Source organism: Staphylospora marina, assembly GCF_003856495.1.
GTDB lineage: Bacteria > Bacillota > Bacilli > Thermoactinomycetales > Thermoactinomycetaceae > Staphylospora > Staphylospora marina.
In genome coordinates this window covers 1,961,953-1,975,626 of sequence record NZ_CP034118.1, presented here as the reverse complement: position 1 = coordinate 1,975,626, position 13,674 = coordinate 1,961,953, and the positions used below count along the sequence as shown (strand labels likewise).

Sequence of the window (13,674 nt, the reverse complement as noted above, 5' to 3'; positions counted from 1 at the left end):
TGGCGTTCGACCGTTGCCGGAGCCCGGATTCCCGGCGCGGAAAGCCGGGACATCAGACATCGAAAGTACGGGTGTGAGGAACATGCCTATGGAGGAACTTCTGAAATCCGCGAGTGAATATTTGTCGAAAGAGGACATTGCGAGGCTGGAGGAAGCCTACCGGTTTGCGGAGGACGCGCATCGGGGGCAATTCCGGAAATCGGGGGAACCCTACATCATCCATCCCGTGGCCGTCGCCCGGATCCTGGTGGACCTGAAACTGGACGTGTCCACCCTGATCGCCGCCCTGTTGCATGACGTGGTGGAAGACACGGGTGTCACGCTGGACACCGTGGAAAAACACTTCGGAGAAACCGTGCGCCATTTGGTGGACGGAGTGACCAAACTGAAAAAGCACATGAAATTCAAATCCACCGAAGAACATCAGGCCGAAAATCACCGAAAGATGTTCGTGGCCATGGCCCAGGACATCCGGGTGATCCTGATCAAGCTGGCGGATCGGTTGCACAATCTCCGAACGCTCAAGTACGTGCCGGAACACAAGCAACGGCGGACGGCTCAGGAGACGCTGGAAATCTTCGCCCCGCTCGCCCATCGGCTCGGAATTTTCCGGATCAAGTGGGAACTGGAAGATTTGTCGCTTCGCTACATCAATCCGCAGCAATATTACCGTATCGTTCATCTCATGAAGAAAAAACGGGCGGAGCGGGAACAGCACCTGGAGGAGATCATCCGGGTGATCCGGGAGCGTCTGGATGATGCCGACATCGCCATGCTGGACATTTCCGGCAGACCCAAGCACATTTACAGCATCTACAAAAAAATGGTCACCCAAAACAAGGAATTCAATGAAATCTACGATCTCATGGCGGTGCGGGTGATCGTCGAAACCGTTCGTGACTGCTACGCGGTGCTGGGCGTAATCCATACCCTGTGGAAACCCATGCCCGGCCGGTTCAAGGATTACATCGCCATGCCGAAAGCCAACATGTACCAATCCCTCCACACCACCGTGATCGGCCCCAAAGGGGAGCCGGTGGAAGTGCAGATTCGCACGATGGAGATGCACCGCACGGCGGAATACGGGATTGCCGCGCACTGGGCGTACAAGGAAGGCACCACGGTGGACAACAGCGGGTTCGAAGACAAGCTGAAATGGTTCCGGGAAATGATGGAGCTGCAGCAGGAATCCCGGGATGCCCGTGAATTCGTGGAAAGCCTGAAGATGGACTTTTTCTCCGACACGGTGTTTGTCTTCACACCCAAATCGGATGTGATCGAACTGCCGGCCGGTTCCGTTCCGCTCGATTTCGCGTACCGGATCCACACGGAGATCGGCAACCGTTGCATCGGCGCCAAGGTGAACAACAAGATCGTTCCCCTGGATTACCGCCTGAAAACCGGCGACATCGTGGAGATCATCACTTCGAAGCACAGTTACGGACCGAGCCAGGACTGGTTGAAGATTGTCAAAACCTCTCACGCCCGGAACAAAATTCGTGCCTGGTTCAAGAAACAGCGCCGGGAAGAGGCCATGGAAAAAGGTCGGGAAATGGTGGAGCAACTGCTCAAAAAGCACGACTTCAACGTGAACGAGGTGATGACGGCCGACCGTGTAGGCGAAGTGGCGCGCCAGTTCAATTTCAACGAGGCGGATGATCTGTTTGCGGCCGTGGGTTACGGAGGGATTTCGGTCGGACAGGTGGTGCATCGCCTGACCAACGATCTGAAAGAGCCGGAAGAGCCGGTCGTGCTGCCCCAGGTGAAATCCCTTCCCACCCGCAGCCGTCGCGCCGATTTCGGCGTACGGGTCAAAGGGGTGGACAATCTCCTGATTCGCCTGTCCCGCTGTTGCAATCCCGTGCCCGGGGACGAGATCGACGGATATGTGACCCAGGGAAGGGGTGTGACGGTTCACCGCGCCGATTGTCCCAACTTGAAGACGGTCCCCGACGAAAGAAGGATCGAGGTGGAATGGGACAATCCCACCGAAAAGAGTTACCAGGTGGACATCGAGGTTTCCGGGTTCGATCGCCGGGGGCTTCTGAGCGAAGTGTTGCAAGCCGTCAGCGACGCCAAGACCGACCTGTCGGCCGTGGTCGCCCGCGGTGACAAACGGGGCATGGCATCGATTCACATCCGCGTGGGGATCCGCAACATCAATCACCTTCAGTCCGTCGTCGAACGGGTCAAACGGGTTCGTGACATCTACAGCGTCAGACGCATCACGCAGTGACAAAAAGAGACCGTGACGGAGAGAGGAGACAACGTCGATGCGCATCGTCCTGCAACGGGTGAAAGAAGCCAAAGTGACCGTGGACGGACAGGTGACCGGAGCCATCGGAAAAGGACATCTGCTTCTGGTCGGATTCACCCACGGGGACACCGAGGAAGATCTGCGATATTTGGCCGAAAAAACGGTTCACCTGCGGGTGTTTGAGGATGACCACGGCAAGATGAACCGCTCCCTGCTGGATGTCGGCGGGGCGATCCTGTCCGTTTCCCAGTTCACCCTGTACGGAGACTGCCGAAAGGGACGGCGGCCCAATTTCATGGAAGCGGCCCGTCCCGAAGAAGCCCTCCGGCTGTACGACCGGTTCAATGACATGCTGCGGGAGTACGGCGTTCGGGTGGAAACGGGCCGGTTCGGTGCCATGATGGAAGTATCGCTGATCAATGACGGACCGGTCACGCTGATTCTGGAAAGCCGCTGAAACGGCGGCACGCGGCCTTTTTCACGGGGAAAAGGCCGCGTTTTTGTGCTGGAACCCGGACGAAATTTGGGGTATGCTATATTATCCATTGGATTTTACGCAGACAGGGTAAAGGGGGAACCGAAGTGACCCAGCTCGACCAACTGGCGATCTCCACCATCCGCATGCTCTCCATCGACCAGATTGAAAAGGCAAATTCCGGACATCCCGGTCTGCCGATGGGGGCCGCCCCGATGGCATACGAGTTGTGGGCCCGTCACATGAATCACAACCCGGCCAATCCCGCCTGGTTCAACCGGGACCGGTTCGTTTTGTCGGCCGGACACGGGTCCGCGCTTCTCTACTCGCTTCTTCATCTGTTCGGATACGGACTTTCCATGGAAGATTTGAAACAGTTTCGCCAATGGGGGTCGCTCACTCCGGGCCATCCCGAAGTGAAGCACACGCCCGGCGTGGAAGCGACCACGGGTCCGCTTGGTCAAGGCATCGCCACCGCGGTCGGCATGGCCATGGCGGAGGCCCATTTGGCCGCGCGTTTCAATCGGGAAGGTCATGAGGTGATCGATCACTTCACGTACGTGCTGTGCGGTGACGGGGACCTGATGGAGGGAGTGGCGGCGGAAGCCGTTTCGCTCGCGGGTCACCTGAAACTCGGAAAGTTGATCGTGTTGTACGATTCCAACGACATTTCCCTGGACGGAGAATTGTCGCTCTCGTTCAGCGAAGACGTGTCCAAACGCTTCGAGTCATGCGGCTGGCAAGTGCTGCGCGTGGAGGACGGCAATGATCTCGCGGCGATCGGCCGGGCCATCCGCGAGGCGAAGGCGGATCTGTCCCGTCCGACGCTGATCGAGGTAAAGACCGTCATCGGCTACGGGAGCCCCAATCGCGCCGGCACTTCGGAAGCGCACGGCAAGCCGCTGGGCGGCGACGAGGTGGCCGAAGTGCGAAAAGCATACGGATGGCCGCATGAAGAGTCCTTCACCGTTCCGGATGAAGTGAAGGCTCACTTTGAAGGCATCCGGGCCCGTCTCGCCGAAAAAGAGGCGGAATGGAATGCGAAACTTCACCGGTATGAAGAGGCTTATCCGGAGCTGGCCCGTCAATTGAACGAGGCGATGCGGGGAGAATTGCCGGAAGGATGGGAAGACAGCCTGCCGGTGTTCGGCAAGGAGGAAAAGCCCGTTGCCACCCGGTCCGCGTCCGGCAAGGTGCTTCAAAGCCTGGCGGAAAGCGTTCCCCTGCTTGTCGGCGGTTCGGCCGATTTGGCATCCTCCAACAATACCTTGATGAAAGGCGCAGGGGATTTCACGGCGGAACATCCGGCCGGCCGCAATATCTGGTTCGGAGTCCGGGAACACGCGATGGGAGCGGCTCTGAACGGATTGGCGCTGCACGGGGGGCTTCGCGCGTACGGAGGAACCTTCCTGGTGTTTTCCGACTACCTGCGCCCGGCGATTCGCGTGGCGGCTCTCTCGAAATTGCCGGTCATTTACGTGTTCACCCATGACAGCATCGCGGTGGGGGAAGACGGTCCGACGCACCAGCCGGTCGAACACATTCCGTCGCTTCGCCTGATCCCGGGGCTGGTGGTGATTCGTCCGGCCGATGCGAACGAGACCGCCGCTGCCTGGGCATACGCCCTCAGTCAGCGGGAACATCCGGTCGCGCTGGTGCTCACCCGCCAAAACTTGCCGGTGCTCGAAGCACCTGCGGGGAAAGGAAAAGAGCTCATCGAAAAAGGAGCTTACATCCTGTCCGAGGCGCAGGACGGACAACCGCAGGGCATCCTGGTGGCCACCGGTTCCGAGGTGGCGCTGGCCCTGGAAGCCCAGAACAAGCTGTTGGAGAAGGGCATTCGCGTCCGGGTGGTCAGCATGCCGTGTCGCGAGCTGTTTGAAGCTCAGGATGAGGAATACCGGTATGAAGTGCTTCCTCCGCACATTCGTGCCCGGGTGGCCATTGAAGCCGCTCATCCCGCAGGTTGGGAACGAATCACGGGTGAACAGGGAGCGGTCATCGGCATCGACCGGTTCGGCGCGTCGGCACCGGGCGGTCGGGTGATGAAAGAGTTCGGTTTTCACGTGGACAATGTGGTCAAGACCATGGAAGCGGTCTTGCGCCAATAAACGAAAAGCGGCAGGCCATGCGCCTGTCGCTTTTTCCGTTCGGGGGTGTTCGGGGGGAGGCCTGCTTCCGTGTAAGCGGCCGGTCAAACGGGCAGAATGGAGAGGAGCAGAACCTCATCCCAAGGAGTTGACCGTTCATGCGTCGTTCCCCGGAGGAAACACACATTCAGGAGCAGATGAACCTGTTCGGTTTCGCCGATCCCTCCGAGCGATCCGTGCCGCCGGATGATCCAAGGCGAAAACCGCAACCGTCTCGGTTCTCCCTGCATCCCCGTCCTTATGTGCATCCGGACTTCCGACTGGATTGATCCCCGGTTCAGTTCAGATGTTTCACGGCGTGGACGGCCACCAGCACCCACCCGATGATGAACGATACGCCGCCGATCGGAGTGATGGCTCCCAGTGCTTTGACGCCTGTCAGCGCCATCGCGTACAGGCTGCCGGAGAAAAGGATGATTCCCGCAAACAGCAGCCATCCGGCCGTGTTCAACAAGTCTGCCTGTGCGGATTTGCCGATCAGGATTCCCACGGCGATCAGTCCCAGGGCGTGAATCAGGTGATAATGGGCGCCCGTGTTCCAGTTGGCCAGCAATTTCTCGGTGATCTTCCCGGCCAGGCCGTGCGCACCGAAAGCACCCAGGGCAATGGCCAGCGCCATGTTGACGCTTCCCAAGAGGACGAATGTTTTCATGTACCGATCCTCCCGCAATGGTTGATTCATCGTTCACTATACCACAGTTCCGGGCGGCAAGGGGACCCGGGCGGTCACCTGTGCTTTTTTCGGAACCGGTGAATTTCGGGAATCCCCGTGAAAAAACTTGACGTGGATCCGTTGACAAAGGAAAAGACCCTGAGTAGAATATGAAACTAAATACTTCGGAATTCACAGCGGAATACACAGACCGAGGAAGGGAAAAGTACCCGTTAAACGGACAACCAGAGAGGAGAACCCGTGGGCTGAGAGGTTCTCCGTGTCACGCATCGGGGAAAGACACCCGGAGGTTCCAACCGAACGCCGCATCGAACGATCGGTCAGTAGACTTGGACGCGATCCCCGGCGATATCGGGGCAATGAGTGGGAAGTCCGGCCATACGGATTTCCAACCAGGGTGGTACCACGGGAACAGGCAACCAATCTCTCGTCCCTGACAAACAGGTCAGTGGCGGGAGATTTTCATTTTTTTCGGGAGGTTGAATGGAAGGATGGCTTACAAAATTCCGCGGGGAACCCAGGATCTGCTTCCGGGCGTGAGCGAGAAGTGGCAATGGGTTGAAGCGAAATTCCGGGAATGGTGCCGACTCTACGGATACCGGGAAGTTCGCACGCCCGTGTTTGAACATACCGAACTGTTTCGAAGGGGAGTCGGTGAGACGACGGACATCGTCGAAAAAGAAATGTATTCGTTCCAGGACAGAAAAGGCCGGGACCTGACCCTTCGTCCGGAAGGAACGGCCGGGGTCGTGAGGGCGTTCGTGGAAAACAAATGGTACGCGGAGCCCCAGCCGACCAAGTGGTATTACATGGGCCCGATGTTCCGTTATGAGCGTCCCCAGGCGGGGCGGAACCGGCAGTTCCACCAGTTCGGAGTGGAGGCGTTCGGCAGCGTGGATCCGTACCTGGATGCGGAAGTGATCGCACTGGGCATGCGGTTTTTCCGCGAAGCCGGCCTCCGGGGAGTGACGGTTCAACTGAACAGCGTGGGCGATCCGGAGTCGCGGGCGCGCTACTTCGAAAAGCTGATCGAATACTTCGAGCCTTACAAAGACGAACTGGCCGAAGAAGCGAGAGGGCGTCTGTACAAAAATCCGATGCGCATTCTCGACAGCAAGGACCCGCGCACCAAAGAAATTTCCGCCGGGGCGCCGTCCATCCTGGATTTCCTCAGCGAGGAGGCGAAGCGCCACTTCGACCGGGTGAAAGACGCGCTCACCTTGCTGGACATTCCGTTTGAACTGAACGACCGGCTGGTTCGCGGGTTGGATTACTACACGTTCACCGCGTTTGAATACACGGTGGAGTCGAAGGGTTCGCAGGCCGGTTCGATCGGCGGAGGCGGACGATACAACCGTCTGGTGGCCGAAATCGGCGGCCCCGACATGCCGGGAATCGGCTTTGGCATCGGCGTGGAGCGGGTGCTGCTCGCCCTGGAAGAACAGGGGGTCGGCGTGCCCGGGGATGCCGCGGTCGATTGCTGGCTCGTCACGCTGGGAGAAGAGGCGGACCGGGCAGGGGTGCGAATCCTGGAAGATCTCCGGGCCGCCGGGTTGATGGCCGAACGGGATTACATGGGCCGCAAGCTGAAAGCCCAGTTCAAACAAGCCGAGCGCCTCGGGGCCCGCTTTGTGGCGATCCTCGGAGACGAAGAATGGAAAAACGGTCAAATCAACGTGAAAAATCAGACGGACGGCCGGCAGGAAACGATTTCTCTCGACCGGCTCGTCGAGTGGCTGAAAGAACAGGTCTGAGTCAATCGGCAGGAGGGAAGTTTCGTGAAGGAGCTGTTACGCACACATTGCATTATGGATTGCATCGGACTCCCGGAAGGAACCGACGTTGTCCTGAACGGTTGGGTGCAGCATATACGGGATCAGAAAAAACACGTTTTCATCGATCTCCGTGACCGGACGGGACGGATCCAGGTTGTGGTCATCCCGGAACTTTCCACGGAATTATTCGAATCGGCGAAGCAGGTGCGCAACGAATACGTGTTGTCCGTCTTCGGAAAAGTGCAGCGCCGGGCGCCGGAAAACGTGAACCCGAACATGAAGACCGGTCACATCGAGATCGTCTGCGAAAGGTTGGAGGTGTTCAACCCGGCCAAGACCCCGCTCTTCCCCATCCAGGACAACGTGGATGTGGATGAATCGATCCGGCTCAAACACCGCTACCTGGATCTTCGCCGGCCGCGGATGCAGGAGGCGCTCAAGATCCGACACCAGGCGTCGCAAATCATCCGTCGGTTCCTCGACGAACGCGGATTTCTGGAAGTGGAGACACCGATGCTCACCCGCAGCACGCCGGAAGGCGCCCGGGACTATCTGGTGCCGAGCCGGGTGCATCCCGGATCCTTTTATGCGTTGCCGCAATCTCCCCAGCTGTTCAAGCAGCTGTTGATGGTTTCCGGTATCGAACGCTACTTCCAGATCGTTCGCTGTTTCCGGGATGAGGACCTCCGGGCGGACCGGCAGCCGGAGTTCACCCAGGTGGACATTGAGGTTTCGTTCATGGATACCGAAGCATTCATGGGCATGATGGAAGAGATGATGGCCCGGCTGTTCCGGGAAGCGATCGGCGTGGAGATCCCGGTCCCCTTCCGCCGGATGACGTACCGGGAAGCGATGGAGCGCTACGGATCCGACAAGCCGGATCTCCGGTTCGGCATGGAACTGATGGATCTGTCGGAGGCCCTCAAGGACACCTCTTTCAAGGTGTTTGCTTCCACCATTGCGTCCGGCGGCCGGGTGAAGGCGATCAACGTGAAAGGATGCGCGGGGTGGAGCCGCAAAGAGATCGACAACTGGACCAAAGTCGCCCAACACCTGGGAGCCAAAGGTCTCGCCTGGCTCGCCTTCAAGGACGGAGAAGTGAAAGGATCGATCGCCAAGGCGATGGACCCGACGGACATCGAGGCCATTCGCGTGAAAACCGAAGCGGAAGAGGGGGACCTGCTGTTCTTCATCGCCGACGGGCCGGATGTCGCGGCGGAAGTTCTGGGAGAACTGCGGGTGCGGATTGCGAAAGCCCTCAACCTGATCGATGAATCGAAGTTTGAATTCCTGTGGGTGACCGAATTCCCGCTTTTGGAATACTCTCCGGAAGACGGACGCTGGTATGCCAAGCACCACCCCTTCACCAGCCCGATGGATGAGGATCTGCCCCTATTGGAAACCGATCCGGGCAAGGTGCGTGCCGTGGCCTATGACCTGGTGCTGAACGGGTACGAACTGGGGGGCGGAAGCCGACGGATCCACAAACGGGAAATCCAGGAGCGCATGTTTGCCGTCTTGGGCATTTCGATGGAAGAAGCGCGTGAAAAATTCGGATTCCTGCTTGAAGCGTTCGAATACGGTGCGCCGCCTCACGGAGGCATCGCGTTCGGGCTGGACCGGCTGGTCATGTTGCTGGCGCGCCGGGGCAATTTGCGGGACGTGATCGCCTTCCCCAAAACCAACAGCGCCACCTGCCTGATGACGGAAGCGCCGTCTCCGGTGGACGAAGCGCAGCTCCGGGAGCTGAGGCTTCAGGTGGATGAAAAGGTGAACACCTGACCGGTGAATGAGCGCATCGCGAAACTCCATCATCGATCCCGCCGCCGGACGGAGCCGGCTGAGGACGTTGTGGACAACCTCGTTCATGCATGTGCATGGACGAGGTTTTTTGTGCGGGCGAAAAAACTTGACCGAAGCAAATAATTGTTTGATAATGGCAAATAAATGAGGCAAGGAGGGAGAACGATGAAGTCGATGGAAGAGAAAGTGAATGCCATTCGTCGATTCAACCGTTTTTTCACCCGCCAGATCGGGGTTTTGCAGGAAGGGCTGCTGCACAGTCCGTATTCCCTGACGGAGGCCAGAGTCCTGTTTGAATTGGCACAGGACCGGGAGTGGACCATGACGGGACTGTCCCGTGAACTGGGCATGGACCCGGGATATCTCAGTCGGATCCTGCAACGATTTGAACAAAAAGGTCTGATCGAAAAAGTCCGGTCGGATGCGGATGCCAGGCAACGCATTCTTTCACTGACGGAGGAAGGACGGAAGGAATTTGCCATCCTGGATAAGCGGTCCGGAAAGGAAGTGGCCGAGTGGTTGGAGGGCTTGCCTCCGGGAGAAGATGAGCGCCTTCTGCAAGCGATGAAGACCATTGAAGAGGTGTTTGTCCGCCGGGGACGCTTCAGCGGAGCGGAGCCGTTCTTGCTGAGAGAACCCGAGCCGGGGGACATGGGGTGGGTGATTCACCGACACGGCGTGCTGTACGCGAGGGAATACGGATGGAATGAACAGTTTGAGGCATTGGTGGCCCGGATTGTTTCGGAATATTTGAATCATCACGATCCGGACCGCGAACGCTGCTGGATTGCGGAAATGAACGGGAAAAACGTGGGGTCCGTCTTCGTCACGAAAGATTCCGAGGAGGTGGCGAGACTCCGCCTGCTGCTTGTGGAGCCGGAAGCTCGAGGCTTCGGGTTGGGGCGACGGCTGGTGGAGGAATGCATCCGGTTCGCGCGGCGACGGGGCTACAAGAAAATGGTGCTGTGGACGAACAGTGTTCTCAAAGATGCCCGCCGGATCTACAAAAATTTTGGGTTTGAATTGGTTCATGCGGAGAACCATCACATGTTCGGCGAGGATGAGGTTGGTGAAACCTGGGAATTGACCTTGTGAGGGGGATTCTTCCAGGGGGTTCATTCCAATCGTCTCGATTGTTCCCGGGGATATTCTTTTCCGTGACAAAATATAAATTTTGTCGCCGATATTGACGTGAAACGGGCCGGTTCGGCCGTCCGGAAACTTCCTTTCGGATTCTTTTGTGGAATCATTTTCCTGGAGAATGATATTTCCGCTTGATCTTCTCTTCTGCTTTTGGTAACATGAGCTTAACAAAGGAGTCCTGCGATGTGCGTGACGACCTTGAAGTTTTGAGCCAACACCCATTGATCGGGAGTCCGGGTCATCCGGGGGAGCGGAAGCCGCGCGAATCCACGCGGTGGATGGCGGACCCGTGAATTCGGATGCAGGGCACCCACCTGCTGAGAGCAGGTTCAAAACCAGAGGAGCACGGCATAACGGGGCTTCTTTTTTTTATGCGTAAAGAGCGGTCGGGTTGGGGAATGTAATGGGTGAATCATGCGGTCACCTTCGGTCGGTCGGTGACCGGAAACGGGAAGGCGATGACTCATGAGACTCGGTGTGGACATTGACGGTACGGTCAAAGATACCCATCGGGCCGCGGTGGAAGTGTACAACAGAGAGCTCGGAAAAAACGTTCGCGCGGAAGACGTGACCGAATTTCATCTGGACAACGCGTACGGACTGACGCGGCAAGAAGGTCGCAAATTGTGGAGGAAGCTGGAAGCGGAGATTTATTCCCTCGGGGTTCCGCTTCCACATGCGCCGGAAGTGCTCTCCGACCTGGTGGCCAAAGGGCATGAAGTGTTTTTCATCACCGCCAGACCCGCGATCGGGAAAGTCGAACGGGTGACCCGGGATTGGCTGAAACGGCACGGTTTTCCGTACGACGGGAAAAACCTGGTGATGAATGCGTTCGACAAAGCGAAGAAAGCCCGTGAAGCGGGAGTGGAACTCTTTTTCGAAGATGCCCCCGAACACCTGGCGAACCTGTACAGAAACGGCATTCCCACGGTGGTCGTCGACGCCGTTTACAACCGGGACATCCCCTGGCCGCTTCCCCGCATTCATGACTGGCGTGAAGTGTATGACCTGCTGGAGTCGAGAATGGCCAAAACCTAGGACGGTTCCACGGTCGCATATTTCGGTTCCGTGGTGATACCGAAGATCTTTCAGGCGACTTCTCCGCGAAGGTCGCTTTTTTGCTTCAAAAGGAAGCCCGTCGATCGACTTTCGACGGGCTTCTCATCGTTATTGCATGTGGTTGGTTTGGGGAGCTCCCGGAACGGAAGCATCGGATGCCGGTTGGAAGGAGTTCAGCAACTGGATGGCTTGATCTTGCGGAAGTTGCTGAACCGGGTAATAGCCGCGTTTGTTTTGGTACAGGAACAGTTCATATGCCATTTCGACGCAGTTGGGCGCGCTGTCCGCGAGAACGCGGCGAACCACCGGGTTGGTCACTTCGCAGGCGGCTTTCGTCTTGGCGAGCGCGGAGGATTTCATCAATCCCAAGGCTTGGGACGAGATTCTCCGGTCGTCGATCTCATTCGGCGAAGCGGCCGGAGCCACGGATTGCATTTGCCCGTTCCCGTATTCCACGTTGTTGCCTTGCTTCATTTCATAAGATCCGGTCGGGGTGGAAGGATCTTGACCGGTGCGGAAGCACTCCACCAGCGTGTTGTATTCCTGAATCATGAATTGGCGTTGCCGGGTCAGGATGTCGCGCAATTCCGGATCCTGAGCTTGGGAGATCAGCATCAAATATTGGTCCGCGATGTTGACCGCACAGGTGAGCACTTCGCGCACATCGTGGATTTCATGCGCCCCGTGGTTCAGTTGCGGGGAGGAAACATTCGGGTTGAGCGTTTGGTTTTCCGGCTGTCCTTGCGTTCTCATAGGCACATCGCACAACTCCTTTCGAGACTGAACATCCACTCGTTAATATGTCCGCCGAAAGTGCGTTTCATGTGCGAGGGCCATGGCGGGACAAAAGAATCGGATCCGTTTCCCGCGTTCCGGGTGCGCATCAAGGCTGCCGGGTTGAATTCGCGGGTCTATTCTTCCTTCATCCAGCGAAGGAATTCGGTGAGTTTCCGTTCATAACCGTGCGGCGACGGGTGATAAAACCGTTTGCCCCGATGTTCCTCCGGCAGATACTCTTGGTTGACCCACCCGCGGGGAAAGTCGTGAGGGTAAAGGTACCCTTTGCCGTGCCCCGCTTCCCGGGCTCCGGCATAATGCGCATCCCGCAAGTGCGGCGGGACTTCCCCGGTGGTTTCCGACTCCACGCAGGCGTTGGCCTCTCCGATGGCTTTGACGACCGAGTTGCTTTTCGGAGCGGTGGCGATGTAGATGACCGCTTGGGCCAGCGGAATCTGTGCCTCCGGCATGCCGACGAAATCAACGGCGTGAGCTGCGGCGGATGCGATCAACAAAGCACGGGGATCGGCCATTCCCACGTCTTCGGCGGCGTGGATGAACACCCTGCGGGCGATGAACCGCGGGTCTTCCCCGGCCTGAAGCATTTTGGCCAACCAATAGACGGCCGCATCGGGATCGGAGCCCCGCATGCTTTTGATGAAGGCGGAAATCGCATCATAGTGTTGATCCCCGCTCTTGTCATAGCGGATCACCCGCTTTTGTGCCGATTGTTCGGCCACTTCCAGGGTGATGTGCCGGATTCCGTCCGGCCCGGGGGAGGTGGTCAATACGGCCAGTTCGAGGCCGGCAAGTGCCACCCTGGCATCCCCGCCGGAAACGCGGACCAAATGGTCCATCGCTTCTTCATCCACGCGAACGTCCCATTCTCCCAATCCTTTTTCCCTGTCGGACAACGCCCGCTCCAACAGGAGTCGCAGGTCTTCCGCGGACAAGGGTTGGAGCCGGAACACCCTGGAGCGGGACAACAGGGCCTTGTTGACCTCAAATGACGGATTTTCGGTGGTGGCGCCGATCAGGATGACGGTCCCGTTTTCCACATGGGGAAGCAGGGCGTCTTGTTGCGCCTTGTTGAAACGGTGGATTTCGTCGACAAACAGGACGGTCCGGGTGCCGTATAAATGGAGGGCTTCTTTTGCCTCCGCGATCACCCGGCGAAGATCGGGAACGCCGGCCGTCACCGCATTGAGCTGCTCAAAACGCGCCTTGGTGCATGAGGCGATCACGTGGGCCAGCGTGGTTTTCCCGGTTCCGGGCGGTCCGTGCAGAATCATCGGAGTGAGCCGGTCAGCTTCGATCATCCGGCGAAGCAGTTTTCCCGGGCCGATCAGATGCCGTTGACCCACCACTTCGTCCAGTCGGGTGGGGCGCATCCGGGAGGCAAGGGGTTCCCGGCGGCTTCGTTCCAAGCTGGCGCCGTATTCAAACAGGTCCATCGTTCCCTGTTCATCCTTTCCCGATCAGAATTCTTCATTTCGGTCTCCATCATATCATAACAGGAAAACATGTCGCGCGAAGCCGGCCAAGCTGTGGTACACTTTCCA

General features: G+C 58.1%; 11 protein-coding genes and 1 other RNA gene. 9 read left to right on the top strand and 3 right to left on the bottom strand.

The annotated features are described in order from the left end of the window. The first annotated feature begins 82 nt into the window (after positions 1 to 82). The 4 genes from EG886_RS09765 (at position 83) to EG886_RS13755 (ending at position 5,151) form a co-directional block, all read left to right on the top strand. Positions 83 to 2,236, top strand: coding sequence for a RelA/SpoT family protein (locus EG886_RS09765; protein ID WP_124727963.1), 2,154 nt, complete (start codon positions 83 to 85; stop codon positions 2,234 to 2,236). 37 nt (positions 2,237 to 2,273) lie between these two features. Next, complete coding sequence (gene dtd / locus EG886_RS09760; protein ID WP_124727962.1) at positions 2,274 to 2,714, top strand: D-aminoacyl-tRNA deacylase; 441 nt, start codon at positions 2,274 to 2,276, stop codon at positions 2,712 to 2,714. Between the two features lie 164 nt (positions 2,715 to 2,878). Next, a complete protein-coding gene (gene tkt, locus EG886_RS09755) occupies positions 2,879 to 4,843 on the top strand; it encodes a transketolase (RefSeq protein ID WP_124728748.1) in 1,965 nt (654 codons plus the stop codon). Between the two features lie 137 nt (positions 4,844 to 4,980). After that, entirely contained in the window at positions 4,981 to 5,151 is a 171-nt protein-coding gene (locus tag EG886_RS13755) for a hypothetical protein (RefSeq protein ID WP_164491770.1), read from the top strand. Positions 5,152 to 5,159: 8 nt separating this feature from the next. Here the strand turns inward: EG886_RS13755 and EG886_RS09750 are convergent, their stop codons facing one another. Then, the gene (locus EG886_RS09750; protein WP_124727961.1) at positions 5,160 to 5,534 is read right to left on the bottom strand and encodes a DUF423 domain-containing protein; all 375 of its coding nucleotides are present in this window, start codon (positions 5,532 to 5,534) and stop codon (positions 5,160 to 5,162) included. Positions 5,535 to 6,046: 512 nt separating this feature from the next. On the opposite strand from EG886_RS09750, the gene hisS reads away from it, so the two are divergent. From hisS to EG886_RS09725, 5 genes are all read left to right on the top strand, one after another. Continuing rightward, entirely contained in the window at positions 6,047 to 7,309 is a 1,263-nt protein-coding gene (hisS, locus tag EG886_RS09745; protein ID WP_124727960.1) for a histidine--tRNA ligase, read from the top strand. A gap of 54 nt (positions 7,310 to 7,363) precedes the next feature. Then, the gene (gene aspS / locus EG886_RS09740; RefSeq protein WP_124728747.1) at positions 7,364 to 9,112 is read left to right on the top strand and encodes an aspartate--tRNA ligase; all 1,749 of its coding nucleotides are present in this window, start codon (positions 7,364 to 7,366) and stop codon (positions 9,110 to 9,112) included. 186 nt (positions 9,113 to 9,298) lie between these two features. Further along, complete coding sequence (locus EG886_RS09735; RefSeq protein ID WP_124727959.1) at positions 9,299 to 10,228, top strand: bifunctional helix-turn-helix transcriptional regulator/GNAT family N-acetyltransferase; 930 nt, start codon at positions 9,299 to 9,301, stop codon at positions 10,226 to 10,228. 220 nt (positions 10,229 to 10,448) lie between these two features. Further along, a non-coding RNA gene (gene ssrS / locus EG886_RS09730) (6S RNA) lies at positions 10,449 to 10,640 on the top strand. 101 nt (positions 10,641 to 10,741) lie between these two features. Beyond that, on the top strand, positions 10,742 to 11,314 hold the full coding sequence (locus tag EG886_RS09725) for a 5' nucleotidase, NT5C type (RefSeq protein WP_124727958.1): 573 nt from the start codon (positions 10,742 to 10,744) through the stop codon (positions 11,312 to 11,314). Between the two features lie 129 nt (positions 11,315 to 11,443). On the opposite strand, the gene EG886_RS09720 is transcribed toward EG886_RS09725, so the two are convergent. Continuing rightward, positions 11,444 to 12,088, bottom strand: coding sequence for a spore coat protein (locus tag EG886_RS09720; RefSeq protein WP_124728746.1), 645 nt, complete (start codon positions 12,086 to 12,088; stop codon positions 11,444 to 11,446). Between the two features lie 158 nt (positions 12,089 to 12,246). Beyond that, on the bottom strand, positions 12,247 to 13,566 hold the full coding sequence (locus EG886_RS09715; protein ID WP_124727957.1) for a replication-associated recombination protein A: 1,320 nt from the start codon (positions 13,564 to 13,566) through the stop codon (positions 12,247 to 12,249). Between the last annotated feature and the right edge of the window lie 108 nt (positions 13,567 to 13,674).

What these genes read in the sequence shown, in the direction of transcription:
- EG886_RS09765 (WP_124727963.1), top strand. Translation starts at nt 83, where the DNA reads ATGCCTATGGAGGAACTTCTGAAATCCGCGAGTGAATATTTGTCGAAA.
- dtd (WP_124727962.1), top strand. Translation starts at nt 2,274, where the DNA reads ATGCGCATCGTCCTGCAACGGGTGAAAGAAGCCAAAGTGACCGTGGAC.
- tkt (WP_124728748.1), top strand. Translation starts at nt 2,879, where the DNA reads ATGCTCTCCATCGACCAGATTGAAAAGGCAAATTCCGGACATCCCGGT.
- EG886_RS13755 (WP_164491770.1), top strand. Translation starts at nt 4,981, where the DNA reads ATGCGTCGTTCCCCGGAGGAAACACACATTCAGGAGCAGATGAACCTG.
- EG886_RS09750 (WP_124727961.1), bottom strand. Translation starts at nt 5,534, where the DNA reads ATGAAAACATTCGTCCTCTTGGGAAGCGTCAACATGGCGCTGGCCATT.
- hisS (WP_124727960.1), top strand. Translation starts at nt 6,047, where the DNA reads ATGGCTTACAAAATTCCGCGGGGAACCCAGGATCTGCTTCCGGGCGTG.
- aspS (WP_124728747.1), top strand. Translation starts at nt 7,364, where the DNA reads ATGGATTGCATCGGACTCCCGGAAGGAACCGACGTTGTCCTGAACGGT.
- EG886_RS09735 (WP_124727959.1), top strand. Translation starts at nt 9,299, where the DNA reads ATGAAGTCGATGGAAGAGAAAGTGAATGCCATTCGTCGATTCAACCGT.
- EG886_RS09725 (WP_124727958.1), top strand. Translation starts at nt 10,742, where the DNA reads ATGAGACTCGGTGTGGACATTGACGGTACGGTCAAAGATACCCATCGG.
- EG886_RS09720 (WP_124728746.1), bottom strand. Translation starts at nt 12,088, where the DNA reads ATGAGAACGCAAGGACAGCCGGAAAACCAAACGCTCAACCCGAATGTT.
- EG886_RS09715 (WP_124727957.1), bottom strand. Translation starts at nt 13,566, where the DNA reads ATGGACCTGTTTGAATACGGCGCCAGCTTGGAACGAAGCCGCCGGGAA.